The following is a 24805-nucleotide window of genomic DNA, read 5'->3' as shown; positions in this document are numbered from 1 at the left end:
GTACTGAAGATGCCGCGCCTGGTGGACGTGGCGCACCAGGGCCGGCGGCCAGAGTTGGGACATGACCTCGTCCCACCCCGAGCCCGCGACCGCGGGCGGTATCCCGAACGCGGCCCAGACCACCGATCCCGAACGGCCGACGGCAGGGCGGTCGACGGCAGGGCGGTCGACGGCCCGACGCCGCGTCCTGCTGGTGTCCGCGGGCCTGCTCGTCTCGATGCTGCTGTCCTCGCTGGACCAGACCATCTTCTCCACCGCGCTGCCGACGATCGTGGGCGAACTGCACGGGGTGAACCACATGCTGTGGGTCACCACGGCCTACCTCGTCGCCGCCACGATCATGATGCCGATCTACGGCAAGCTCGGTGACCTGTTGGGCCGCAAGGGCCTGTTCATCGGTGCGCTGACCGTCTTTCTCGTCGGATCCGTGATCGGCGGCCTGGCCCAGGACATGACCTGGCTGATCGTCGCCCGCGCGGTTCAGGGCATCGGCGGCGGCGGGCTGATGATCCTGTCCCAGGCGATCATCGCCGACGTCGTCCCGGTCCGGGAGCGCTCGAAGTACATGGGCGTGATGGGCGCCGTGTTCGGCGTCTCCAGCGTCGCCGGACCGCTGCTGGGCGGATGGTTCACCGAGAGCATCGGCTGGCGGTGGGCGTTCTGGATCAACATCCCCCTGGGTCTCGCCGCCATCGCGTTGGCCGCGGTGTTCCTGCGCCTGCCCAGGCACCACACGAAGGTCCGGTTCGACGTGTGGGGCACGATCACGATGGCGATCGCGGTCACCTCGATCATCCTGGTCGCGTCGTGGGGCGGCACCGAGCACGAGTGGGGATCGCCCACGATCAACGCACTGATCGTCCTGGCGGTGGTCTTCAGTGCCGCCTTCGTCCTGGCCGAGCACAGGGCCGCCGAGCCGATCATTCCGCTCTCGGTGTTCCGCAACCGCAACTTCGTCCTGGCGACCTCGGCGGGACTGTTCGTCGGCGTCGCGATGTTCGGCACGATCGCCTACCTGCCGACCTACCTGCAGATGGTCGCCGGGGTCGACGCGACGGTCTCGGGGCTGCTCATGATCCCGATGATCCTCGGCCTGATGGCGACCGCCCTCACCACCGGGCAGCTCGCCGCCAGGACCGGCCGGTACAAGTGGATGCCGATCGCCAGCATGATCGTTCTCGGTGTCGGCCTGTGGCTGCTGTCCACCCTCACGCCGGCCACGCCGCTCTGGGTACCGCTCGCCTACCTCTTCGTCGTCGGCTCGGGCGTGGGTCTGGCCATGCAGATCCTCGTCCTGGTCGTCCAGAACTCCTTTCCCGACCGCCAGGTCGGCACCGCCACCGGCGCGAACAACTTCTTCCGCGAGATCGGAGCCTCACTCGGCGCAGCGGTCGTCGGTGCCCTGTTCACCTCCCGCCTGACCGACCTGCTCGCCGAGCGGCTGCCCGCGGGCGGCCAGACGGGTGACGCCAACTCGTTCACGCCCGAGCTGGTCAACGGCATGCCGGACGCCCTGCGCGAGGTCGTCGTCGGCGCGTACAACGACGCGCTCACCCCGGTGTTCGCCTTGCTCATCCCGATGCTCGCCATCGGGCTCGTCCTAGCCGTGTTCATCAGGGAGGTACCTCTGCGCGCATCGCTCGAACCGGTCGAGGAGACCATCCCGGCGGAACCGGGCACCACGCCCACCGACACCACGACCAGCAAAGGAACCCTGCGATCATGAGCGCACTCCAGATCCCTGACCTGACGGGCCGCACCGCGGTGGTCACCGGTGCCAACAGCGGCATCGGCCTCCCGACGGCCCAGACCCTGGCCCGGGCGGGCGCGCACGTCGTGCTCGCCGTACGCAACCTCGACAAGGGCGAGGAGGCCGCGACGACGGTCCCGGGCAGCCATGAGGTCCGTCGTCTCGATCTCGCCGACCTGACCTCGGTGCGGGAGTTCGCCGCGTCCTGGGAGGGCGGCCTGGACCTGCTGATCAACAACGCGGGCGTGATGATGACGCCGGAGGGACGCACCAAGGACGGGTTCGAGACGCAGTTCGGCACGAACCACCTGGGCCACTTCGCACTGACCAACCTGCTGCTGCCGCACATCACCGACCGGGTCGTGACGGTCTCGGCGGCCGCGCACCGGTGGGTCCGGGGGATGAACTTCGACAACCTGAACCTCGACGGCGGCTACAACCCGCGTCGGGCCTACGGTCAGTCCAAACTGGCGAACCTGCTCTTCACACTCGAGTTGCAGCGGCGGCTCAGTGAAGTCGGGTCAACAGTGCGTGCGTTCGCCGCGCACCCTGGCCTCGCGATGTCGAACCTCGGCCCCAGGTCCGGCCCGAGTGCCCGGCTCAACGAGGTGCTCTTCAAGGTCATCGCGCAGACCACGGAGGCCGGCGCCCAGCCGACGCTCCTGGTGGCGACCCAGGACCTGCCCGGTGGCAGTTTTGCCGGGCCGGACGGGATCTCCGGCATGCGCGGCGGCCCGACGCTGGCAGGGCGGACGTCGGCCGCGAGCGACCCGGTGGCGGCCAAGCGCCTGTGGGAGCTGTCCGCGGAACTGACCGGCACCGACTTCGCCGTGAGCACATAACGGCATTCTCGGCCCCGAGCTCTCGCGCGGCGGCGAGGACCGCCTCGCGCCGCTGTTGCTCACCCCATCGACGGAGGACACCATGACCGCTGTGCTGTTGGAGGTGGCTCACGACGGGCTCCAGTGCGACCCGGGCCCGGGCTCCGGCGGAGGCGGCACGATGAGGTCATTCGCCCATGTGCTCCGTCCGACGTCGCGACCGCCGTCCGGGCGGTCGCGGCCGAACGGGCGCGAAGTTCCTCGGCGGCGGCACCAACCTGGTCGACCTCATGCGCCAGGGGATCGTGCAGCGTCCACACCCGGCCAGTCCTCCCAGACGGCCGCCGCTCCGTGGTCAAGCATGTACAGCCACGAGGGGGCGCTTCGCTGGAGGAGCAGGTCGTAGGCGACATCGGCGTGCCCGGTGTCGGCCAGAACCGGAAGCAGGTCGCCGGTGGCGAGGAAACCGGTGCCGAGGTGGGTGTCGGCGGACGTGCGGCCGTCAGGGCCGAGGAACTCGCCGCGCCACGCGTCGGCTCATTCCCCCCAGTACGTGTGGCCAGGCGGGTACATCGCCTCCCTGAACGTGCACTCGCTCGCCGACCGGTGTCCGCGCCGCACGACGGCCTGGACACCACGGTGGTTCTTCGGCCCCACCGGCCAGGGCATCACCAGCACCGTCCTGCACGACGCCACCGGCCCCGTCGGACACGCCCAGCAGATCCTCACCGTCCGGCGCCACCCGGCCTCAGACTGACCGTCGCCACTGTCCCCCGCTCTTACCTTGACAGGGAACACCGCTCGCGTCTGACCATGTTCAGCGTGACGTTCGGTGTCCCTGAAGGTCCTGGGTCGGCCGGGCGCGGGGCTCAGCGGCGGTCCGATCGATCCATTCGCTCATGAGCGCGTCGAACACGTTCGGCTGCTCGATCTGCAGGTTGTGGCCGGCCGTGTCCAGGACCGCGTAGGTCGCTCGCGGGTAGTGCGGTAGCAGGGCGAACTGGTCGAGGTAGCCGACGCTGTTGTCCTGCCGTCCGGCCAAGATCAACGTCGGGCGTGTGAAGGGCTCACCGTCCTCGGGATCCCGGGTGAGCGTCCAGTTCCGCCGGATGCGTGCCAGAGCTTCGGTGTCGGCCACCTCCAGACCGGGGATGACCTCCTCGCGAGTCCGCCTCAGGGTCTGCGGTGTCTGGACGACGGCGATCTCGGCGAACAGTTCCGCGGTCCTGTGGTCCATGGTGGCGAGCAGCTCGGGGTCGGGGCGCAGGACCCGCAGTGTGGGCAGGTCGCGTTCGTCCGGTTCCACGTCCGTGCCGATGGGGCAGATCAGGGCGAGGCCGAGTACCTGATCGCGGCGGGCCCGTGCGAGACCGCGGGCGAGGTAGCCGCCGTAGGACTCGCCGACGAGCAGGAACGGCTCACTGCCGATGTGGTCGTCCACGAAGTCCTGTACGGCGGCGAGCATGTCGTCGGAACCGGCGATGTCCTGTGGTGCCGCAGACGTGCCCATGCCGGGCAGGTCCGGGTACAGGCGCCGGTAGCCGGGGCGGTGGGCGAACACCGGCTCCAGACAGCCGAGCATCAGGCGGTGGTCGGGGCACCACCCGTGCAACGCCAGCATCGGTGTCCCCTCGCCCCGCTCCACGAAGTTCAGTGCCACCTGTGTGCGTCGCGGCATCGGCGTCCTTCCTCACGTGATGTTCCCGCGTGACCCGCGGGGGCACCGGTTCCAGGGCCGACGGGGCCCGCTGACCGGGCCATGGACACGCGGGACAGGGGCGTCAGACCTGCTGTTCTTCCGCCGTCCACCGGGGCGTGCCGGTGTCCTGAGCGTCCAGGATCTCGTGGATCCAGGCGCATTCGGCTCGGGTGACGGCACGGGCGGTGAGCAGCATGCCGCGACGGTAGGGGTCGGAGATCTCGCTCACCCGCATCGGACGGTCTCCTTCGTAGAAGAAGCTCGCGGGCGCCTCCAGGAACTCCAGCCGCCGACGCAGCACAGCGTGCTGCTCCTCGGTGTCCGGGAGCAGGGACAGGAACGCCAGGATCGTGAGGAACCGGGTGAAGTCGGTGATCTCGTGTTGGGAGGGCTCGCGCAGACGCTGCAACAGCTCCGCACGCCCGGCGTCGGTCAGGGTCAGCACGTTCTTCCGGGCGGCCGCCGCGCCCGGTTCGGTGCGCCGGGTCAGCGAACCGCGCTTGACCAGTCGATTGATCGCCGGGTAGAGGCTGCCGTCGCTGACCGGTCGACTGTAACCGGTCAGCCGTTCGACCCGGCGGCGCAGCTCGTAGCCGTGCAGCGGGCCCTCGGCGAGGTTTCCCAGGATCGCGAGTTCCAACACATCCCCATCGTCGCATGTGAGCAGAATACCTCGTTTCGAGGTGCTACGCTTCGATGTACCTTGATTCGAGGTACAGGGCGTCGGGGCACCCGATGACCGGCCATCCGCATGACCACATGAAACGCACGACGGCCGTGCACGGATCACGGTCGGAGGCATGCCCGCCCCATCCCTTTCACCACAGGAGGACGATCACCATGAGCAACAGCCCCGCGCTGGACGTCGCACTCGCCTACTACAAGGCCTGGTCGAACAAGAACCTCGACGAGGCACTGGAGTACTTCGCAGGCGACTTGGCCAGCCAGACCCCGGAGGGGCCCAAGGACGCCGACGCCTACCGCCCCTTCCTCGCCGGGTTCCTGGGAATCCTGGTCGAGGCGCGGCTGGTCTCGGCGTTCGGTGACGAGGACACCGCGCTGATGTACTACGACGCCACCACAGCCCCGGTGCCCTACTCCCCGGTGGGCGAGTGGTTCCGGGTCGCCGACGGCAAGATCGTCGAGCACCGGATCGTGTTCGACCAGCTCACCCTCAACGGGGCCGGGGCCATCGCGGCCGTCTCCTGATCGAGACCGTTCCCGAAGGGACGCAAACCGTGTGACGGCGGCCCTGCGTCATCATCGACCAAACAGCGGGGACGGGTGTGGAGTCCAGTTCCACAAGCCTTGGGAGTCACCCCACAAGGGCGCCAAGCCCGTCGAGATCGAAGCCAGGACACTGATCCAGAGATCGAGGATCCCCTCGATCGACTACGTCATCAATCCCTACACAGGATGCGTACTCGGCTGTACCCCACGATGGTGACCCGTCGTGACCAACGGGAGGACTCCATCCCGATCACCCTTTCCTGGTGACCGAGGGACCTTCCCGGACTGGGAGCCGTTGGGAGACGCGAACGTCTCCCAACGGCTCCCAACCGCCGTGAAGATCCCTCAATGGAACCCTCCGACCTGGGTGAATACTCATCGGCACAGGTCACTGCGAATCCGTGGCTACCTCGACACGGCAGAGGCCAACACAGGTGGCTGGTCGAGGCGCCCCTGCTGTCCCCACTGCTTGATCAGCCGTCCCCAGCGTTCCTTTCGGTGGAAGCGCGCCGCGATCTGCTCACCGGTCGGCAGCGAACCATCCTGTTGCCGGTTTTCCACGGCCCAAGCCCAGGCGTCCCGCTGCACCTTGGGCGGAACCCGATCCTCGAACGTCCTGTCCTCCTCGATCGGCTCCGCCTCGGCAGCCCCCTCTGCCTTCACGACACGCAGATGCCGCCTCTCCTGCTGTCCGGCCGAAGACGATCCGGATTCCTCGAACAGGGGACCCTTCTCGTTCCCGGAAGGCGTACGCGATGCGTTAGCAGTGCGTACGCTCTTCGCGGCGGTGCGGAGCTCGCGCATGAGCAGCTCGTACGCGCCGATCAGCGCGAAGGACGGCCAGGCGTGGATGATCCTCGACCACATCGTGGGGTCGGCGAGCTCACCACGACCGCGATGACGGCCCACATCAGTACGGCTGCGATGGTCGTCCAGCGGGACCGGCGGGAAGAGTCCATCGCAGGTCACCGCCCGTCCAGGAACAGGTCGGTGCTCAGGACCAGGGGACTCGGTCCGTGTGGGGGAATGGTCGAAGTCCCCCCTCGGACACAGAATCACCCCCTCGGGGGACGCGGAAGGCCCGATCCAGGCGACTCAGTGAGGTCGCACCGGATCGGGCCTTTTGCGTTCACGGGCGGCACGGCCGTCCGTGCCCAGCCGACCGCCGCGGTCAGCGACCGTGTGCGCCCCGGGTCCTCAGGCGGCCGGGTCGCGGTTGTAGAGCTTCCTCGCCCACAGGTAGGACAGCAGGGAGATGGCCGCGCACCAGGCGACCGCGACCACGCCGCTGTCGCCGATCGCCGTGCCCATGAGCAGCCCGCGCAGGGTCTCGATGATGGGCGTGAACGGCTGGTACTCCGCGAACCACCGCAGCGCGGTCGGCAGCGTCTCGGTCGGGACGAAGCCGCTGCCCAGGAAGGGCAGGAAGACCAGCGGCATGGGCAGGTTGCTCGCGGACTCGACGGTCTTGGCGACCAGGCCCAGCGCCACCGTCAGCCAGGTGAGGGCGAACGAGACCATCACCAGCAGTCCGGCGGCACCCAGCCACTCCGCCGGGCCCGCGGTCGGCCGGAAGCCGATGAGCAGAGCCACGGCGGTCACCAGGGTCACGCTCAGCATCGACTGGACCAGGCTGCCGACGACGTGCCCGGTCAGGACCGACACCCGGGCGATGTCCATGGTGCGGAACCGGGCGACGATGCCCTCGGTCATGTCCATGGCCACCGAGATGGCCGTTCCCTGGGACGCGCTCGCCACCGCGATGAGCATCACCCCGGGCGCGACGTAGTCGAGGTAGGCGGCGCGGTTGCCGGTGCCGTCGGCTCCGCCGCCCATGGCCCCGCCGAACACGTACACGAACAGCAGCAGGAAGAGGATCGGCATCCCGGCCAGGAGCACGGTCATGGACGGGTAGCGCACCAGGTGGCGCAGCTGGCGGGCCACCATCGTGCCCGAGTCTCCCAGGGCGTGGGTGAGGGCGGTCATCGGTTCACCTTCTGTCGGTTGTCGTCGGCGCCGCGGTGACCCGTGAGCGCGAGGAAGACGTCGTCGAGGGCCGGCGTCTCCACCGACAGCTCCTCGGGGGTGATCGACGCGGAGTCGAGGCGGTCCAGGAGGTCGCGCAGCGACGCGACCCCTCCCCCGGGGACCCGGAGCGCCAGCGCGTCGGCGTCGGCCTCGCCGCCCAGCGCCCGGGCCGCCGACTCCATTTCGTCGGCCGCGTTGAAGCGCAGGCGCACGTGGCCGCCGGGGATCCGGCGCTTGAGCTCGGCGGCGGTGCCCTCGGCCACGATCGTGCCGTGGTCGAGCACCGCGATCCGGTCGGCGAGCTGGTCGGCCTCCTCCAGGTACTGCGTGGTGAGGAAGACCGTGACGCCGTCCGCGACGAGGTCGCGGACGATCTGCCACATGTCCCGGCGGCTGCGCGGGTCCAGTCCGGTGGTCGGTTCGTCGAGGAAGATCAGGCGCGGCTCGCCCACCAGCGTCATCGCCAGGTCGAGCCGGCGGCGCATACCTCCGGAGTAGGTGGCGGCGGGCTTCCTCGCGGCGTCGGCCAGGTCGAAGCGCTCCAGGAGCTCGGTGGCGCGGCTCCGCCCGCGGGCCCGGCCCAGGCGGTTCAGCCTGGCCATGAGCATCAGGTTCTCCCGCCCGGTGAGCAGGCCGTCCACCGCGGAGTACTGGCCGGTGACGCCGATCGCGGCGCGCACCGCGTCGGGCTCGGTGGCCACGTCGTGTCCCAGGACCCGGGCCCGGCCGCCGTCGGCACCGATGAGGGTGGACAGGACCTTGACGATGGTGGTCTTGCCGGCGCCGTTGGGTCCCAGCAGCGAGAAGACCGTTCCGGCGGGGATCTCCAGGTCGACGCCGTCCAGGACGACGTGGTCGCCGTAGGACTTGCGCAGCCCGGTGACCGTGACGGCCATGGGGGGCGTGGGCTGTGTCATGTTCTGTCTCGATTCTCTCTGGTGGGCGGCACTTCGGAGAGCGCGCCGGACGGGCAGAGCCCGACGGCGCGGCGGGCCGCCTCGGCGGCGGCACCGGCCGGTGCCGCGTCCAACGTCAGGACCCTGCCGTCCGCGGTGTCCTGGTCGAACACCTCCGGGGCGGTCAGCGCGCACATTCCGGCGCCGATACAGCGCGACCGGTCCACACCGATCCGCATCGGTCACACGTCCCAGGTGACGGGGAGGCTCTTCACTCCGTGGATGTCGGCGGTCTCCGGGCGCAGGTCGACCTCGTCGGCGGGCACGGCCAGGCGCAGGGTGGGGAAGCGGTCGAACAGCGCGGGGAACGCGACCCGCAGCTCGACCCGGGCCAGCTGCTGGCCCAGGCACTGGTGGATACCGTGGCCGAAGGCCAGGTGTCCGCCGTCGCTCCGCCGGAGGTCGAGCGCGTGGGGATCGGGGAAGCGCTCGAAGTCGCGGTTCGCCGTGCTGATCGACAGAATGACCGGCGCGCCGGCCTCGATGGTCACGCCGCCCAGCTCGACGTCCTCCAACGCCGTTCTGTAGAACTTCGCGCCGACGCTCAGGTACCGCAGCAGTTCCTCCACGGCGCCGTCGACGAGCCCGGGGGCGGCGCGCAGGGCGGCGAGTTGCGCCGGGCTCTCCAGCAGCGCGAAGGTGCCCAGCGCCAGCATGTTCGCGGTGGTGTCGAACCCGGCCGTCAGGAGGATCAGGGCCATGCCCCTCAGCCCCTCGTCGGTGAGATCGCCGCCCGTGAGGTCGCTCAGGATGTCGTCCGTGGGGTCGGCGCGCTTGGCGGCCACCAGCTCCGCGAGGTAGGTCTGGACCCCGGTGTAGGCCTCGATCAGGACCTCGTCGCTGGCCTCCCCGCCGAGGAACACGGCGATCCGGTCCTGGAAGGAGCCCCGGTCCTCGTACGGCACCCCGAGCAGTTCGCAGATCACGATGGCGGGGACGGGCCTGGCGAACGCGGTCACCAGGTCCGTGGGCGGCCCGGCCTCCTCCATGGCGTCCAGCCGGTCGGCGGTGATCCGCTCGACGCGCTCGGCGAGCTGCCGCATCCGCCGCACGGTGAACTTGCCCGCCAGCGGCTTCCGGTAGCGGCCGTGCTGCGGCTCGTCCATGAGGAGGAACTCTCCGGGGGGTGCCGGAGGGACCTCGATGTCGCCGTAGTCGATGGTCGGGTGGTGCCGCATGAGCTCCTTGCGGGAGCTGAACCGGGGGTCGGCCAGGACCGCTCTGACCAGGTCGTACCCGGTGACCACCCAGCCGGGCCGGCCGTTCGCGAACGTGAGGCGGTTGAGGGGGCTGTTCCGGCGGGCCTCGGTCAGTTCGGGCGGCGGGTCGAAGGGGCATCCGGGCCGGCGCTCGGTCGGCATCGTCGTGAGGGTGTGGAGGGGGTCGCTCATGGCCGTTCCTCGTCTCGGGATGGTGTGTTCGGCACGAGGCGAAGGCCGTGCCGTGACGCGCGGGGTCGGGACGGCACCCGGCATCGACCGGGCCGGGTGCCGACGGTGTGCCCGGTCAGGACCGGTGGACGAGGATGTCGCCCCAGACGCTGCGGGCGCGGACCTCGACGGTCCGCTCGGTGGGCGCGGGGTCGGCGGCGGCCTCCAGGGCACTGCGCACGACGCCCTTCTTGGACACCGCGTCCAGCCACGCGGCGGTGCCCTCGCGGATACCGATCTCCATTTCGCCGTAGGAGGTCTCCACGTCGACGCTGCCGCTCTCCACCCGGCCGAGCCGGATGCCGCCGTGGGTGGTGCGGGCGGTGACCGAGCCCGTGACGCGGTCGGCGGTGATGTCGCCGTGCGCGGAGTTCGCCCGCAGGTCCCCCTCGACCGTGCCGAGAGTGAGGGCTCCGCCGGTGGACTTGACGACGGCGGAACCGCCGATCTCCTCGGCCCGGATCCAGCCGTGGCCGGTGGTGAGCTCGGCGTTGCCGGAGACGAGGTCGACGGTGATGTTGCCGGTGGAGACGGCGATCTCGGCCGCGCCCAGGCGCCCCTCGCAGCGGATCCCGCCGAAGCCGCCGGTGGCGCGGACGCGTGAGCCCGCGGGCAGTTCGACGGTGATGTCGACCATGCCCTTGCGGCCGATCACGCGGCCCAGGCCCGAGGGCTGCGGGTCGCGGACTTCGAGGCGCCCGCCGGCGAAGTCGACCTCGACCTGCTCGGCGACCCGTACGTCGACGTCCTTGTCCTCGGCGCGCGGACGGACCTCGACGGTGGTCTCGGCGCCGTCGCCGGCGGTGATCTGGAGGTTTCCGGCCACCACGGTGAGGTCGGCGGTGATCGGTCCGGGGGTGTCGAAAGTTGGCATGGCTGTCTCCCAGAGATGGCGTTGGTGGGCGTCTCCGCTGGTGGGAGACGTGGTGGTGGAAGTCGGAGTGGTGGGGTGCCGCCGGTCGGTGGCGGGTGTCGGTTCCGGTCAGTGGCGGGTTCCGGCCCGCGGACCTCGGGTCAGCGGACCCAGCCGGTGTAGCCGCGGCCGACCTGGCGCGGTCGGCTCTCGGGCCGGCGGCGGCCGGTGTCGAGCGAGTTCGCGACGGCGCGCACCAGCCAGGCGTTGACCGAGAGCCCCTCGGCGCGGGCCGCCTCCTCGACGAGCGGTTTGAGGCGGTCGGGCATCCGCAGGGTGATCCGTGACGTGCCGCCCTCCTCCGCGTCGGCCCGGAGCTGTGCCGCGAGCGCCCCCTGCCCCTCGGCGACGTCACCCTGGTGCGTCGGTGACGTCGGATGGCCACCCTCGTTGACGTCGTCGAAGTCGGGTGACGTCACGATGAAGTCAGTCTGCCGCCCGCGCAGGCGAACCTCGACCGAACCGGGGGCGAGGTCCCGCGTGATCTCGTCCGCGGCGGCGGAGAGCGTGTCCAACAGGGTCAGGCGCGCGGCCGGTTCGAGAGCCGCCGTGAGGCGCTCGGCGATGACCCGGGTGTCCTCGTCCCCGGCTTCGGCGGCCACCAGCAACTGGCGGCGGAGTTCGTCGACATACGGCATCAGATCCATGACGTCATCATGGCGTCAGAAGTGATGTCATGTCAAGGCATCTGACGCCGCGTGCGACACCATCCTGGCCGCACACCCCCGCACAGCAGGACACCGTCTCCGAAAGTTATGACACAACCACTCAGAGCAAGGGTGCTGGGCGCACGGGGCCGCGCCGAGGGGTGTCCCGTCGGCGCGGCGCGGCCGGCCCTCAGTCCTCCACGGCCGCCAGGCTCCGGACGACCTCCAGGGCCTGCTCCACGTGCTTGTCGATGACGGTCATCGAGTTGAAGACGTGGCGGACGGTCCCCTGCCGGTCGATCACGTAGGTGACCCTGCCAGGAAGCAGTCCGAGCACCGACGGGACGCCGTAGCGCCTGCGCACCGCGCCGCCCTCGTCGCTGAGCAGGGTGAACGGCAGGCCGTGCCGACCCGCGAAGGCGGCGTGCCGGTCCACCGAGTCGGAACTGATCCCGATCACCTCGGCGCCCGCCTCGGCGAAGACCTCGTGGCTGTCGCGGAAGGCGCACGCCTCGGCGGTGCAGCCCGGCGTGTCGTCCTTGGGATAGAAGTACAGGACGACCACCCGCTCGCCCAGCCTGTCGTGGAGCCGGACCGGTGTCCCCGACTGCGCGGGGAGGGTGAAGTCGGGGGCCGTGTCGCCGACCCCGATACCGCGTGTTCCGCGTGCCATGTCGATCCTGTCCTCGGTGGTCGCACGAACGTCGCCGCGAGCCTACCGAACGGGATCCGGGGCGAAGTAGGCCCTCCGTTCACCGCGCGTACCGGATGCGGCGCCCCGGCGGGCGGAGGCCCCGGCGGGCACAGGGGCAGCGCTCACCGACCCGCCCCGCCCTCGCGGGTGCGCTCCGGAATCCTGGCCAGCACGGACTTCTGTAGCGCCTCCAGCGGCCCCGTCCCGAACCGGCGCAGCCAGGGCGTAGCGACCGCCAGGAGCATCGCGGACACCGCGGCCCAGAGCCCCATCACCCACCACGGTCCGGCCCCCGCCAGGCCGGAGGCCAGCCCCAGGCCGAAGCCGTAGCACACCAGGACGCAGACGACGTTCTGCATCACATAGCCGGACATGGCCATCCGCCCCAGGGAGGAGAACGCCGTGACCACCGCTCCGGCCGGGTTCACCCGGTCGAGGAGCCACCCGACGAGTCCGATGTAGCCGAGCGCCGCGATCGGCGCGGCCACGTAGCGGTCGACGAAGAACAGGTCCGCTCCCATCAGGGCCACGGCCGTGTTCAGCGGCACCCCGAGCCCCAGACCCCACACGAGCATCCGGTTGCGGATACGGCGCCCGGTCGCGTCCGCCCCGAAGGCCCCGGCCCGGAAGAGCCGCGCTCCCAGCAGGAACATGAACAGGAGCAGACCGAACGAGAAGACGGGCTCGGCGCGCAGCCACAGGGCGTTGTCGAGACGGAAGGCCACCTGCTCCAGGAAGGACCCCTCGGCGTAGAGCGCCACGACCTCGGGTGGAACGCCGACGGACTCCGGATCCTCGGCCGCCGGCCGCAGTGCCAGGGCCGCCGTCAGCAGCGCGACGACCGCCAGGTGCAGGGAGGCCGCCGCCCACATCACGGCCTTCTGTGCCCGTATCGGCCTGGTCAGCAGCCAGGCGACGAGCAGCGAGACGACCGCGTACCCCATGAGGACGTCCGCCGCGAAGACCAGCGTGAAGTGCACGAGGCCCTCGGCGAACAGGAACAGCGCCCGCCACGCGTAGCGGCCGGGCCACCGGGCCCCGTGCCTGGCGGCCGATCGGAACTGGATGGCCAGGCCGACCCCGAACAGCAGGGTCAGCATGGCGAGGAACTTGCCGTTGGCCACGTGGAAGAAGACCCCGCGCGCCAGGCCGTCGACGGACGGGTCCGCCGCGAAGGCGCCCATGGGACTCATCGCGTCGGTCTCGAAGAGCATGGCGCTCTCGCCGCCCGCGGCGGTGAAGAGCCACACGTTCGAGGCGAGGGTGCCGAGGATCGCGACGCCGCGCAGGACGTCGACGAGGGGTAGTCGGGCACCGGAGACGGAGGACTCCGTGCCCCGGGGTCCCGATCTGGTCGGGCTGGTCATATTGGCCGCCTAGCGCGTGGTCGGGAGGGTGGTCACGGGCTCTCGGGGGCCAGGAGGAGCCGGTCGAGATAGGCGTGCAGCGCGGCGCGGATCGCGTCGCGCGAGAAGGCGTCCCCACCGGTGACGAGGTGGTGGATGGACAGGCCGTCCACGAAGGCGACGAGTCCGGCCGCCGCGGTCCGGGTGTCCGGGGCGAGGCGGAACTCGCCCAGACGCACGCCCTCGTCCAGCGCGTGGGTGAGCGCGTCCAGGAGTCGGGCGGTGGTGTCCTTGTGCAGCCGGGCCATCTCCGGATCGGTCTTCGTGGCGGGGAGGTACTCCAGCCAGACCGTGATCTCCCGGTGCCGCTGGTCGTCGAGCGGCAGCAGGGTCTCCGCGGCCCGCACCAGCCAGTCCCGCACCGACCGGACCGGCTCCGCGCCCTCCGAGACCTCCCACAGCCGCGCCTCCGCCTGCTTGTACAGGTAGTCCACGCCGAAGCGCAGCAGTTGGGACTTGGTGCGGAAGTAGCTCTGCACCAGGCCGATCGAGACCCCCGCCTCCTCGGCGATGTCGGCGAGGGTGGTCCGCGCCAGTCCCTGTCGCCCCACCGTTCGCAGGAGCGCCTCGGCGACCTGCCGCCGCCGCTCTTCGTGGTCCACCGTGCGTGCCATGAAAAAATAATACCGCAATATTTTTTACCGTCCGCACCCCGGTCCGGGCCCGGACGCTCCGCCGGGACTGAGGGCTCCGACACCGCCGGGGCTATCCTGGTCGGGCCGACCGTTCCGGCGCGGCACCCGGACCCCCAGCACGGAGTGGACCAGGCATGGGCATCGATCACGAGGGCGCCGCCGCGGTCGCGCACGGCGACCGGCCCCCGCGCGCCGACGCCCGCCGCAACCGGGAGCGCGTCCTGAAGGTCGCGCGGGAGGTGTTCGCCGCCGAAGGCCTGTCCGTGCCGGTCCACGAGATCGCCCGCCGCGCGGGCGTGGGCACCGGTACCGTCAGCCGCCACTTCCCCACCAAACGCGCGCTCTTCCGGGCGATCCTGCTGGAGCGCCTGTACTCGTACGTGCGCCGGGCGGACGACCTGTGCGACAGCGACGACCCCGGCGGCGCGTTCTTCTCCTACTTCGCCTTCCTGGTCCGCGAGGGCGGCGTGGACCGCGGCCTGACCGAGGCGCTGAGCGGGCCCGGCTTCGACAGGCACGCGATCGTGTCGAACTCCGACCACGACGTCGCGGGCGCGCTGGGCCGGCTGCTCGTGCGGGCCCAGGACGCCGGGGCGGTCCGCGCCGACGTGAGGACCGACGACGCCATGGCTCTGCTGGTGGCCTGCCTGTCCCGGCCGACCGACGGGGACGGCGGCGGTGCCGCGCGCCGGCGCCTCGTCGACATCGCCTGCCGGGGCATGCGGGTCTAGGCACCCCCGCGACCGCGCGTGCTCCGTCCGGCCTGGACGAGTGGACCCGAAGGGCCCCATGGCGTTCGCCGGCCGACAGGCATCATGGGAGTCCGACCTTGAGGGAGTGCTGCCGGTGATACTCAACTGTGGCACCGCGTGTGACGAAGTGGATCTCACGGCGTCGGCGGAAGAACTGAACCGCCTGGCGGACGCGGTGGCCGACGGCGAGGGGCTGCTCGGCTCCACGGCACCGGCCACTGACGCCCTGGCAGGGGTCGAGGCCAGGAAGACGCGCGGCCCCGGGGTCCTCATCCACCTTGATTCCGAGCGGCGGATCCTCGTGATCAGCGGTGACGCCGCGGGGAGGGCGGTGCTCGCGGACAATCTGCGCGAGATGGCCTCCGCCGAGGACGGAGGTCACCTGCACATCGACTACCACCCCGGGCACTTCTACCTGGCGGAAGGGTCTGTGCCGTTGGTCGTCAACAGTCCGCACGGAGGCATGCCGACCCGGTGGAACGGGGGCGGCCGCGATCAGTGACCGTAGGCGACCGGCCACCTGGTGACCAGTACGGTCGATGGGGCGTTCGGGTCTGTCGCCGCACACGGATCGTGAACGCCCTCGCCCCTGTGACGAGCCCGAACTCCGCGTCTACTCGTCTGGACACGCCCGCCGCCGCGCGTGCCCGGGTCCAGCCTCCGCACCCCCGAAGGAGGGCCCCTTGCCCGGTCCCACCCGGCGCTCCGGCCTGCTGCTGGGCGGCGCCGTACTGCTGTCCGCCGCCGCCGGTGCGCCCGACCGGCCCTGGGCGGAGTGGGACGTCGCGGTGATCGGCGCGGGCGTCACCGGGCTGTCGGCGGCCCGCAACCTGGCCGACCACGGTCTGCGGGTGATCGTGCTGGAGGCGCGCGACCGCATCGGCGGGCAGCTGTACACCGACCACGGCTTCACCTCGGTCCCGGTGGAACTGGGCGCCGGGCTCATCCACGGTGCCGCCGCCTCGACCTGGGAACTCGTGGACTGGGCCGGGGCGGACACCGTCCGCGTCCGCTCCGAGCCGCGCGCGGCCCCTGGCACGTCCGTCGACGCCGCCGTGCCGCCCCGGGACGACGAGAGCGCGGCCGGGTACCTGCGGCGGCTGGGTGTCCCCGAGGCGGACTGGCCGCCGGTGTCGAGCGAGAGCGAACCGCTGTCCCGGTGGAGCGCCGCCTGGATGGTCGAGCGGGGCGAGTTCGACTGGTGGTCGGCGCCCCGCGCGGACTTCCGCGTGGTCGGAGGCTACGACCGGCTGCTGGCCCCGCTGGCGTACGGCCTGCGCATCGACCTCGGCCGCAGGGTACGGGCGGTGCGCTGGTCGGGCGGCGGTGTGGAGCTGACCGTGCGCGGTCCCGGCGGGACCGAGCGGGTCCGCGCCCGCCGGTGCGTGGCCACCCTGCCGATCCGCGTGCTCAGGGCGGCGGACGTGGCCTTCGACCCGCCGCTGCCCGCCGCGCACCGCGACGCGATCGGGGCCCTGGACGCCACGGACGCGGTCAAGCTGCTGATGGAGTTCGACCGGCCGGTGCTGCCCGTCGGCGCCGATTCCCTGGAGGGGGGCGGGGACCTGGAGTTCTGGTCGGTCTCGCGCCTGTCGCCCACCGCCCCCGAGGTGGTGTCGGTCTGGGCGGCGGGCGAGGCCGCCCGCGCGCTGCTGGCGCTGCCGGAGGAGGACCGCTTCGACGCGGGGCTGCGCGCCCTGGGCGAGGCCGTCGGGGAGGCGCCCCCGGACCCGGTGCGCCGCACCACGCACGACTGGACGCGCGATCCGCACAGCCGGGGCGCCTACCTGTACGTGCCGCCCGGCGCGCACGACGCCCCGGCCGCGCTCGCGGCGCCGGTGGGCGGGGTCCTGTTCTTCGCGGGCGAGGCCACGACCGGGGAGAACACGGTGGAGGGGGCCTACGACAGCGGCTACGACGCCACCGACGCCCTGCTCGCCGACCTGTGAGGCGGGACACGGGACCGCCGCGCCGCGGCCCTTGACCTCAATATTAGTTGAGGAAGAAGAGTGGGGTCCGTACACGAGAGACGGACCCAGGAGCGAAGAGATGCGCGCAGTCGTGGTGGACGAGTTCGGCGGCCCCGAGGTACTGGTGGCCCGGGAGGTGCCCGACCCGGTTGCGGGGCCCGGCCAGGTCGTCGTGGACGTGGCCGCGGCCAACGTGATGTTCCTGGACACCCTGGTCCGCCGGGGCTGGGGCACGGACTTCTTCGACGTCGCCCCGCCCTACGTACCGGGCAGCGGAGTCGTCGGCCGCGTCGCCGCCGTGGGCGCGGGTGTCGAGGCCTCGTGGGTCGGGACGACGGTGATGGCCGACACCGGGACGTCGGATCCGGAGACCGGGCTCACCCTGGCCCCCACGGGCGGGTACGCGGAGAAGGCGGTGGTGGGCGCCGACGCGCTGATCCGGATACCGGAGGGTGTGGACGCCCGGGCGGCGCTGGCGGTCCTGCACGACGGGCCCACGGCACTGCGGCTGGCGGAGGCCGCGCGGATCGAACGCGGTGCGTGGGTGCTCGTGGCGGCGGCCACCGGGGGCGCCGGGAGCCTGGTCGTCCAGCTGGCGCGGGCGGCCGGGGCCCGCGTCGTCGGAGCGGCCCGGGGGGCGGCCAAGCTGGCGCTGGCCCGGGAGCTGGGCGCGCTGGAGGCGGTGGACTACTCCGAACCCGGCTGGGTCGCCGCGGCGGTCGCGCTGACGGGCGGCGGGGCCGCGGTGGTGCTGGACGGCGCGGGCGGGTCGCTGGGCGCGGCCGCGTTCGGTGCCGTGGCCGACGGGGGCCGCTTCGTCAGCTACGGCAGTTCCGACGGGGAGTTCACCGAGGTGCCCGAGGGCGAGGCCGAACGGCGGGGCGTCTCGGTGACGGGGCTGTTCGACCTGCCTCCGCTTTCCCCGGCGGACCGGCGCGCGGTGACCTCCCGCGCCCTGGACCTGGTCGCCGAGGGCACGATCCGCCCGCACGTGGGCGCGGTCGTCCCCCTGGAGCGGGCGGCCGAGGCGCACGCCGGGCTGGAGGAGCGCACCGTCCTGGGCAAGTCCCTGCTGACGGTGTGACGCAGCGGCCCCGGCCCGCGCGGGACCCGCCCCGCGGGCCGGGTCCCGCGCCCGGCGGACGGGACCCGCCCCACGGGGACCGGACCGCTCTCCACGGGGCCGCGCCCGGCGCCCAGAGGTCACGAACCACCAGGTCCCACGCGTGTGGTGCAATGTGCACGGATTCGCTCGACCGGGTCCGGACACCGCAGTCAGCATCGAGGAAGGAAGGTTGGCATGACCAACCGCGCGTACGTGATCGCAGGGTCGGAGGCCACCGGTGGCGCCGGTATCCAGGCCGACCTCAAGGCCTTCCAGGAGCTCGGCGTGTACGGGGTCGGGACGATCACCTGCATCGTCTCCTTCGACCCGAAGAACGGCTGGGGCCACCGGTTCGTCCCGGTGGACCCCGGCGTCATCGCCGACCAGATCGAGGCCGCCACGGCCTGCCACGACCTGGACGTGGTCAAGATCGGCATGCTGGGCACGCCGGACACCATCGACGTGGTCGCCGCGTCCCTGGAGGCCCGGCCGTGGCGGCACGTGGTCCTGGACCCCGTGCTCATCTGCAAGGGCCAGGAGCCCGGCGCAGCCCTGGACACCGACCAGGCCCTGACCGCCCGCGTCCTGCCGCTGGCCACGGTCATCACGCCGAACCACTTCGAGGCGCGCACGCTGGCGGGCATGGACCGGATCCACACCGTGGACGACCTGGTGGAGGCCGCCCGCCGCATCCACGCGCTCGGCCCCCGGCACGTGGTCGCCAAGGGCGGCACGGAACTGCCCGGCCCGGACGCCGTGGACGTGCACTTCGACGGCACCGACGTCACGGTCCTGCGCGCACCGAAGATCGGCGAGGAGCGGGTGAGCGGCGCGGGCTGCACGTTCGCCGCCGCGATCACCGCCGAACTGGCCAAGGGCGCCGAGGTGGGCCCGGCCGTCGCCACAGCCAAGGCGATGGTCCGCGAGGGCATCGGCCGGCGGCTCACGACGCACGCGCCGTTCGCGTCGGTGGTCCCGGTCGCGCCGGGAGCCTGACCCGGAACGCCGGTCTTGGCCGAATTTTTCCGCCCTCTTGACGGTTGGGAGGCCCGACTTCGGTTAGGGCTGAGTACAGGACCGCTGGAGAGGAGGCAGTCCATGTCCGGCAAGGACGATTTCCGGCACAAGGCCGAGGAGTACAAGGCCAAGGCCAAGGAAGGCCTGGGCAAGGTCACCGGCAACGAGCAGTGGCAGGCGGAGGGCAAGACCCAGAAGTCCGCTTCCAGGTTCAAGCAGGCCGGTGAGAAGCTCAAGGACGCGCTGACCCCGCACAGGAAACCGAGCGGACACTGACGCGTGCGACGGTGCCCGCCCCCTCGGCGGGGCACCGGTCCCGGCGGCCCCCCCCCGTGGCGGGCCGCCGCCGTGTCCGGCGGCGGTAGGCGGACGCGCTCACTCGTCCAGGGTGTCGTCGAGCGAGAGCAGGAGCGTGCGCAGCAGCTCGACCATCCGCGCGCGGTCGTCCTCGTCCAGCCCCTCCAGCAGACGGGCCTCGTTGGCGACGTGCCCCTGGACGGCCTCGTCGACCAGTTCCAACCCCTCCGGGGTGAGGCTCACCACGGTCCGGCGCCGGTTCTCGGGGTCGACCTCACGGGAGACCAGGCCCCGCTTGACCAGGCGGTCCACGCGGTTGGTCATGGCCGCGGAGCCGACCATGGTCATGCGGACGAGCTCCTTGGGGGTCAGCGAGAACGGCGCCCCGGAACGGCGCAGGGTACCGAGGACGTCGAACTCCCACAGCTCCAGGCCCTGCGTGGCGAAGTACTCCTCCAACCCGCGCACGAGCAGCCGGTGCAGCCGTTGGACGCGGCCGATGAGCGCCATCGGCGAGACGTCGAGGTCGGGGCGCTCGCGGCCCCACTGGTCAAGGAACACATCGACGGCGTCGTTCATCCGGCGATGATAGCGCCGCCGTCTTGACGAACCGGAGCACCGCGACCTAACCTTTCGATATCGAACGATTCGACATCGAAAGGTTCGCCGTCGAAATGAAGTCGCCCACTCCGGTCATCCCCCTCGCCGACACCATCCGCGCCCGCCGCAGCATCCGGCGCTTTCGCCCCGAGCCGCTGCCCGACGCCCTCCTGGACGAACTCCTGGACCTGGCGGTCGAGGCCCCCTCCAGCTGGAACTTCCAGTCCCGCTCCGTCGTCGCCGTCACCTCGCCCGAGGGCCGCGAGGCGCTCGCCCTCGCCGCGGGCGGCCAGGACCAGCCCCGGCGCGCACCCGTCACGCTGGTCTTCGTCGCCGAGTGCGACGCATGGCGCCACGACCTCTCCGACGTCTACGAGACCGCGCTGCGCCGCGGGGCCTGGTCCCGGGAGTTCGCCGACATGACGGCCACCGCCGGCATCGACTTCCAGCGCGACCTCGCCGCACGCGGACTGGTGCGCGAGTACGCGGTCAAGGACGCGATGATCGCCGCGAGCTTCGCCATGCTCGCCGCCGCCGACGCCGGGCTGGCCTCGTCGCCGATGAACGGCTGGGACGAGGCCCAGGTCAAGAAGGCCATCGGCGCGGACCACCGCGACGACCTCGCCATCGCCCTGCTGCTTCCGGTCGGCTACCCGGCCGAGACCCGCGCCCACCCCGGGCGCCGCCCCCGCGACCGCCACGTGTACGCCGAGACCCACGGTGTCGCCCGCACGCCGGGAGCACCGCGATGAGCGGACACCGCGTCGTCCTGAACTCCCTGGTCACCGCGATCGCCCCCGCCGTGTGGGGCAGCACCTACCTGGTCACCACCGAGTTCCTGCCGCCCGACCGCCCCCTCCTGGCCGCCGCCGTGCGCGCCCTGCCCGCGGGGCTCGTGCTGCTGGCCGTCACCCGGGTCCTGCCCAGCGGCGTGTGGTGGTGGCGCTCCCTGGTCCTGGGCACGCTCAACATCGGAGTGTTCCTCTACCTGCTCTTCGTCGCCGCCTACCTCCTGCCCGGCGGTGTGGCGGCGCTGGTCATGGCCGTGCAGCCGGTCGTGGTGCTGCTCCTGGGCGCGCTGCTCCTGGGCACCCGGATCCGCGCCGTGCACGTCCTGGCCTGCCTGCTCGGGGCCGCCGGGGTGGGGCTGCTGGTCGTGGGCCCCGAAGCCGCCCTGGACCCGGTCGGGATCGCGGCCGGGCTGGCCGCCGCCGCGGCCATGGCGACCGGCATGGTGCTCACCAAGCGCTGGGGCCGCCCCGAGGGGGCGAGCGTGCTGGCCGTGACCGGGTGGCAGCTCACCGCGGGCGGGCTGCTGCTCGCTCCGGCGGCCCTGCTCGTGGAGGGCCTGCCCTCGCACGTGACCGGGACCAACGTGGCCGGTTTCGCCTACCTCGGCATCGTGGGGGCGCTGATCTCCTACGTCCTGTGGTTCCGCGGCCTGGAGCGCCTGCCCGCGCTGGCCGTGTCGTTCCTGTCCTTCGCCAGCCCGCTGGCCGCCACGGTCCTCGGGTTCGTGTTCGTCGGGGAGACCCTCACCCCCGTCCAGCTGCTCGGCGCGCTGGGCGCGGTCGCGGCGGTCGTCCTCGTCCAGGTCACCGCGGCCCCGCCGGTCCGGAGCGACCCGGGCGACGGTGGTCCCCCGGAGTCGGCGGACGGGCCCGGGCAGGCGGGCGCCCCGCCCGTCACCGTGCCCGGCCGGGCGCCGTGACGGGCGGGGCGCCGTGACGGGCGGGGCCCTGCCTGCGGCAGACGGGCGAACCGCTCCGCAGGCGTCCGTCGAGGGCGGTAGCCCGGCCACCGAGCGCGGCGCCCCGTGGGGGCGATGGTGGGCGACGGGCGGGGGCGTCCGTTGACGGCCCTCAGCCCAGCGGGCGCAGGACCAGGCGCAACCGGTGCGAGCCCGGGGTCAGCCGGTGCTCGGGCAGCACGCCCGGACCGCAGGAGGCGGAGCCGATCCCCTGGTGCTCCGCGTCCAGGTGCAGGTGGATCCGGTCCTCCGGACGGAGTTCGTGCGGGTGGCGGGCGCGGTCCAGGGCCGCCGTGCTCCACCGGCGCGCGGTGAAGTCGAAGTCGGGGGCGCCCTCCACCCGCAGCCCCCGCCCCTCGGGCGAGCGCAGGTCCAGCCGCCGCGTCCCCGTGCGGTTGCCGTTCTCCTGGGGCCGCAGGTAGGGGGTCTGGAGCGCGTCCACGGAGCTGCTGAAGCGTCCCACCCGCGCCGCCTGGGCGACGTCGCGGTAGGCCTCCCCCGGACCCCGGCCGAACCACTCGGCCTCGCCCAGTTCCGGCGGCAGCTCCAGCCGCACCCCGACCCTGGGCAGGGGGCAGGGCCAGTCCCCGACCGCCTCGACCGCCAGGTCCAGGACCAGGGCGTCCGCGTCGCCCGTCCACGTGTAGTCGGCCAGGAGCCCGAGTTCGCTCGCGGCCGCCGCCACCCGGGTCCGCACCCGCAGGGCCGCGCCCTCCCGTTCGACCGACAGGACCCGGTGCGTCATCCGGTCCAGGCCCGCGCGGCGCCACGGCACCTCCACGGACTCGCCGTGCCTGGCCTGGTCGTTGTCGGTGGGTGCGCGCCACACGTCCAGTTCGAGTGCCGCCAGGGGCAGTCCCGCGAGGGAGAGCGCGCGCCCGGTGCGGGCGTCGAACTCCGCCGGACCCACCGTGATCGTGCCGCCCTCGGTGACGGGTGGGACGGGCGTGATCACACCGGTGTCCGGCTCCTCAGCGCCCGGTCGGTCGACACGGGCCTGGCCCCAGGCCACCTCGTGCCCGGCGTCCGCCCAGGGCCGGTCCTCGGCCAGGCGCGCGGACACCGTCAGCCACGTCTCTCGGCGGCGGGCCCGCGGGCCGGGCAGGTCGGGCAGCGGCAGGACGGCGGTCTCCCCGGGGCCGACCGGCTCGGCCTCAAGGACGCCCTCGGCGACGAGTCCGCCCTCCTCCCGCAGGTCCCAGCGCAGTTCCACCCCGGAGGTGTCCAGCACCTGCCAGGTGTTGGTGACGGAGACCGTCCCCTGCTCCGGATCGGGGACCAGGCGCAGCGGCTCGAAGGTCTTGGCCAGCGCCGCCAGGCCGGGCCCCGGGGTGCGGTCGGGCATGAGCAGGCCGTCGGCGACGAAGTTCGCGTCGTGCACCACCTCGCCGAAGTCGCCGCCGTAGGCGAACCACTCGGTGCCGTCGTCCTCCCGCCGCCGGATGCCGTGGTCGATCCACTCCCAGACGAACCCGCCCTGCACGTGCGGGTAGGCCTCCACGAGACGCTGGTACTCCTCCAGTCCGCCGGGTCCGGTACCCATCGCGTGGGCGTACTCGACCATGACGAAGGGGCGGTCGATCAGGCCGGGGTCGCCCTCGGGCAGGCCGGACCGGCGCCCGATCGCCGCCACCTCCTCGTGCGTGGCGTACATCCGCGAGTAGAGGTCGGTGTAGGCGGGGTCGGCCGCGCCCTCGTAGTGCACGGGCCGCCCGGGGTCGCGGCGGCGGGTCCACTCGGCCATGGCCCGCAGGTTCCGGCCGCCGCCGGACTCGTTGCCCAGGGACCACAGGATGACGCTGGGGTGGTTCTTGTCCCGCTCGACCGTGCGGGCCATCCGGTCCAGGTAGGCGTCGCGCCAGAGGGGATCGTCGGAGGGGTTGCGCCGCCAGCCGACGTCCTCGAAGCCGTGGGTCTCCAGGTCGCACTCGTCGACCACCCACAGGCCGAGTTCGTCGCACAGGTCGAGGAAGTCGGGGTGGGGCGGGTAGTGGCTGGTGCGCACGGCGTTGACGTTGTGCCGCTTCATGAGCAGCACGTCCTCGCGCATGGTCTCCCGGGTCACCGCACGGCCCCGGTCGGGGTCCCACTCGTGCCGGTTCACGCCGCGCAGCAGCAGCGGCCGACCGTTCACCCGCAGCAGCCCGCCGGAGATCTCCACGGTCCGGAAGCCCACGCGCAGCGCGACCCGCTCACCCGGGGTGACCAGCTCGCCGTCGTAGAGCCGGGGCACCTCGGCCGACCAGGGCTCGACCGGCCCGACCTCGTGGTCGGTGCCCGTCGGCGCGTCGACCAGTCCGAGTTCGGGCACGGTGACCAGGCCGGGGGTGTCGGCGTCCACCCGCAGGACGCCGGTGCCGGACGCGTGGTCGTAGGAGGCGCGCACCTCGACGTCGCGCACGCCCTGTGAGGAGCGGGAGAGCAGGCGCACGCTCCGGAAGATCCCCGACAGCCACCACATGTCCTGGTCCTCCAGGTAGCTGGCGGCCGACCACTGGTGGACCCGGACCGCCAGCACGTTGCGCCCGGGGCGCAGCAGCGCGCCGACCTCGAACTCGCTGGGCAGCCGGCTGCCCGTGGCGTGGCCGAGCGCGTGGCCGTTCAGCCACACGGCGTAGCACGATTCGACGCCCTCGAAGCGCAGGACGGCCGAACCCCCGGGCCACGACCCGGGCAGGTCGAAGGCGCGCCGGTACTCGCCCGTGGGGTTCTCGTCGGGCACGTGCGGGGGGTCGATGGGGAACGGGTAGGCGATGTTGGTGTAGGCGGGGGCGCCGTACCCGTGCAGCTGCCAGTGGGAGGGGACGGGGAGGGTGTCCCAGCCGGAGTCGTCGTAGTCCTCCCGCTCGAAGGCGCCGGGCCCGCCCTCGGCGGTGGGCGCGAGGCGGAAGCGCCAGTCGCCGTCCAGGTCCAGGACGGGGGCGTCTGAGGCGAAAGCGGCCCGGGGCGGCTCGGTCCCCGCGGACGGGGTGTGGCTCTCCAGGTAGGAGGGGGCGTGTTCGGGGTGAGTGGGCACGTCGATCCTCTGCACGGTCGGTGGTGCGCGCCGGGGCCGGGCTGCGCCGGACGGTGCCGCACCCGGAGGGGGCACGAAAGCACCCATAA

Annotated in this window: 27 protein-coding genes; 12 read left to right on the top strand and 15 right to left on the bottom strand. The window is 72.3% G+C overall.

What is annotated here, in order from left to right:
- The first annotated feature begins 61 nt into the window (after positions 1 to 61).
- Together ADL05_RS11665 and ADL05_RS11660 are read left to right on the top strand one after the other, a co-directional pair.
- Positions 62 to 1726 (top strand): MDR family MFS transporter, encoded by a 1665-nt coding sequence (locus tag ADL05_RS11665; RefSeq protein WP_082376299.1) that lies wholly within the window; start codon positions 62 to 64, stop codon positions 1724 to 1726.
- A complete protein-coding gene (locus tag ADL05_RS11660) occupies positions 1723 to 2592 on the top strand; it encodes an oxidoreductase (protein WP_053616930.1) in 870 nt (289 codons plus the stop codon). Before ADL05_RS11665 ends, ADL05_RS11660 begins: the two co-directional genes overlap by 4 nt.
- Positions 2593 to 2859: 267 nt before the next feature.
- Here the strand turns inward: ADL05_RS11660 and ADL05_RS32430 are convergent, their stop codons facing one another.
- The gene (locus ADL05_RS32430; protein WP_369800932.1) at positions 2860 to 3006 is read right to left on the bottom strand and encodes a hypothetical protein; all 147 of its coding nucleotides are present in this window, start codon (positions 3004 to 3006) and stop codon (positions 2860 to 2862) included.
- Positions 3007 to 3124: 118 nt separating this feature from the next.
- Here ADL05_RS32430 and ADL05_RS29625 point away from each other — a divergent pair, with 118 nt between their 5' ends.
- On the top strand, positions 3125 to 3328 hold the full coding sequence (locus tag ADL05_RS29625) for a hypothetical protein (RefSeq protein ID WP_231640705.1): 204 nt from the start codon (positions 3125 to 3127) through the stop codon (positions 3326 to 3328).
- 60 nt (positions 3329 to 3388) lie between these two features.
- Here ADL05_RS29625 and ADL05_RS11655 read toward each other — a convergent pair whose 3' ends face one another.
- The gene (locus ADL05_RS11655) at positions 3389 to 4249 is read right to left on the bottom strand and encodes an alpha/beta fold hydrolase (protein ID WP_053616929.1); all 861 of its coding nucleotides are present in this window, start codon (positions 4247 to 4249) and stop codon (positions 3389 to 3391) included.
- A gap of 103 nt (positions 4250 to 4352) precedes the next feature.
- Positions 4353 to 4913, bottom strand: a complete 561-nt coding sequence (locus ADL05_RS11650) for a PadR family transcriptional regulator (RefSeq protein WP_053616928.1) — start codon at positions 4911 to 4913, stop codon at positions 4353 to 4355.
- Positions 4914 to 5110: 197 nt separating this feature from the next.
- On the opposite strand from ADL05_RS11650, the gene ADL05_RS11645 reads away from it, so the two are divergent.
- On the top strand, positions 5111 to 5479 hold the full coding sequence (locus ADL05_RS11645; protein ID WP_053616927.1) for a nuclear transport factor 2 family protein: 369 nt from the start codon (positions 5111 to 5113) through the stop codon (positions 5477 to 5479).
- A gap of 426 nt (positions 5480 to 5905) precedes the next feature.
- On the opposite strand, the gene ADL05_RS11640 is transcribed toward ADL05_RS11645, so the two are convergent.
- The 10 genes from ADL05_RS11640 to ADL05_RS11595 form a co-directional block, all read right to left on the bottom strand.
- A complete protein-coding gene (locus ADL05_RS11640; RefSeq protein WP_231640704.1) occupies positions 5906 to 6469 on the bottom strand; it encodes a hypothetical protein in 564 nt (187 codons plus the stop codon).
- 228 nt (positions 6470 to 6697) lie between these two features.
- Positions 6698 to 7486, bottom strand: a complete 789-nt coding sequence (locus ADL05_RS11635; RefSeq protein ID WP_053616925.1) for an ABC transporter permease — start codon at positions 7484 to 7486, stop codon at positions 6698 to 6700.
- Positions 7483 to 8445: an ATP-binding cassette domain-containing protein gene (locus ADL05_RS11630; RefSeq protein ID WP_053616924.1), complete on the bottom strand. Its 963-nt coding sequence runs from the start codon at positions 8443 to 8445 to the stop codon at positions 7483 to 7485. The genes ADL05_RS11635 and ADL05_RS11630 overlap by 4 nt, the downstream gene beginning before the upstream one ends.
- Complete coding sequence (locus ADL05_RS11625) at positions 8442 to 8663, bottom strand: ferredoxin (protein WP_053616923.1); 222 nt, start codon at positions 8661 to 8663, stop codon at positions 8442 to 8444. The genes ADL05_RS11630 and ADL05_RS11625 overlap by 4 nt, the downstream gene beginning before the upstream one ends.
- 3 nt (positions 8664 to 8666) lie before the next feature.
- Positions 8667 to 9875 carry a cytochrome P450 gene (locus ADL05_RS11620; RefSeq protein ID WP_053616922.1) on the bottom strand — a complete coding sequence of 403 codons (1209 nt, stop codon included), beginning with the start codon at positions 9873 to 9875 and terminating at the stop codon, positions 8667 to 8669.
- Positions 9876 to 9990: 115 nt separating this feature from the next.
- Positions 9991 to 10788, bottom strand: a complete 798-nt coding sequence (locus tag ADL05_RS11615) for a DUF4097 family beta strand repeat-containing protein (protein WP_053616921.1) — start codon at positions 10786 to 10788, stop codon at positions 9991 to 9993.
- Positions 10789 to 10928: 140 nt separating this feature from the next.
- Positions 10929 to 11474 carry a histidine kinase gene (locus tag ADL05_RS11610; protein ID WP_369800929.1) on the bottom strand — a complete coding sequence of 182 codons (546 nt, stop codon included), beginning with the start codon at positions 11472 to 11474 and terminating at the stop codon, positions 10929 to 10931.
- Positions 11475 to 11664: 190 nt separating this feature from the next.
- Complete coding sequence (locus ADL05_RS11605) at positions 11665 to 12147, bottom strand: peroxiredoxin (RefSeq protein WP_053616920.1); 483 nt, start codon at positions 12145 to 12147, stop codon at positions 11665 to 11667.
- Between the two features lie 143 nt (positions 12148 to 12290).
- Complete coding sequence (locus tag ADL05_RS11600) at positions 12291 to 13535, bottom strand: DUF418 domain-containing protein (protein ID WP_053616919.1); 1245 nt, start codon at positions 13533 to 13535, stop codon at positions 12291 to 12293.
- Positions 13536 to 13567: 32 nt separating this feature from the next.
- The gene (locus ADL05_RS11595) at positions 13568 to 14188 is read right to left on the bottom strand and encodes a TetR/AcrR family transcriptional regulator (protein WP_053616918.1); all 621 of its coding nucleotides are present in this window, start codon (positions 14186 to 14188) and stop codon (positions 13568 to 13570) included.
- 155 nt (positions 14189 to 14343) lie between these two features.
- On the opposite strand from ADL05_RS11595, the gene ADL05_RS11590 reads away from it, so the two are divergent.
- The 6 genes from ADL05_RS11590 (at position 14344) to ADL05_RS11565 (ending at position 19329) form a co-directional block, all read left to right on the top strand.
- Positions 14344 to 14940: a TetR/AcrR family transcriptional regulator gene (locus tag ADL05_RS11590; protein ID WP_053616917.1), complete on the top strand. Its 597-nt coding sequence runs from the start codon at positions 14344 to 14346 to the stop codon at positions 14938 to 14940.
- Positions 14941 to 15088: 148 nt separating this feature from the next.
- Complete coding sequence (locus ADL05_RS11585) at positions 15089 to 15463, top strand: hypothetical protein (protein WP_231640703.1); 375 nt, start codon at positions 15089 to 15091, stop codon at positions 15461 to 15463.
- 181 nt (positions 15464 to 15644) lie between these two features.
- On the top strand, positions 15645 to 16910 hold the full coding sequence (locus tag ADL05_RS11580) for an NAD(P)/FAD-dependent oxidoreductase (RefSeq protein ID WP_053616916.1): 1266 nt from the start codon (positions 15645 to 15647) through the stop codon (positions 16908 to 16910).
- Positions 16911 to 17010: 100 nt separating this feature from the next.
- Positions 17011 to 18015 (top strand): zinc-binding dehydrogenase, encoded by a 1005-nt coding sequence (locus ADL05_RS11575; protein ID WP_053616915.1) that lies wholly within the window; start codon positions 17011 to 17013, stop codon positions 18013 to 18015.
- Positions 18016 to 18231: 216 nt separating this feature from the next.
- Positions 18232 to 19032 (top strand): bifunctional hydroxymethylpyrimidine kinase/phosphomethylpyrimidine kinase, encoded by an 801-nt coding sequence (thiD, locus tag ADL05_RS11570; protein ID WP_053616914.1) that lies wholly within the window; start codon positions 18232 to 18234, stop codon positions 19030 to 19032.
- A gap of 102 nt (positions 19033 to 19134) precedes the next feature.
- The gene (locus ADL05_RS11565) at positions 19135 to 19329 is read left to right on the top strand and encodes a CsbD family protein (protein WP_053616913.1); all 195 of its coding nucleotides are present in this window, start codon (positions 19135 to 19137) and stop codon (positions 19327 to 19329) included.
- A 99-nt stretch (positions 19330 to 19428) separates the two neighbouring features.
- Here ADL05_RS11565 and ADL05_RS11560 read toward each other — a convergent pair whose 3' ends face one another.
- Complete coding sequence (locus tag ADL05_RS11560; protein WP_053616912.1) at positions 19429 to 19929, bottom strand: MarR family winged helix-turn-helix transcriptional regulator; 501 nt, start codon at positions 19927 to 19929, stop codon at positions 19429 to 19431.
- A 95-nt stretch (positions 19930 to 20024) separates the two neighbouring features.
- On the opposite strand from ADL05_RS11560, the gene ADL05_RS11555 reads away from it, so the two are divergent.
- Positions 20025 to 20702: a nitroreductase family protein gene (locus tag ADL05_RS11555; protein ID WP_053616911.1), complete on the top strand. Its 678-nt coding sequence runs from the start codon at positions 20025 to 20027 to the stop codon at positions 20700 to 20702.
- The gene (locus ADL05_RS11550) at positions 20699 to 21661 is read left to right on the top strand and encodes an EamA family transporter (RefSeq protein WP_053616910.1); all 963 of its coding nucleotides are present in this window, start codon (positions 20699 to 20701) and stop codon (positions 21659 to 21661) included. The genes ADL05_RS11555 and ADL05_RS11550 overlap by 4 nt, the downstream gene beginning before the upstream one ends.
- Before the next feature lie 151 nt (positions 21662 to 21812).
- Here the strand turns inward: ADL05_RS11550 and ADL05_RS11545 are convergent, their stop codons facing one another.
- Positions 21813 to 24716: a glycoside hydrolase family 2 TIM barrel-domain containing protein gene (locus ADL05_RS11545; RefSeq protein WP_053616909.1), complete on the bottom strand. Its 2904-nt coding sequence runs from the start codon at positions 24714 to 24716 to the stop codon at positions 21813 to 21815.
- Positions 24717 to 24805: the final 89 nt, after the last annotated feature.

The organism is Nocardiopsis sp. NRRL B-16309 (assembly GCF_001279585.1).
In the GTDB taxonomy this organism is placed as follows: Bacteria; Actinomycetota; Actinomycetes; order Streptosporangiales; family Streptosporangiaceae; genus Nocardiopsis.
The sequence above is the reverse complement of the archived record's forward strand: the minus strand, read 5'-3'. Positions and strand labels throughout refer to the sequence as shown.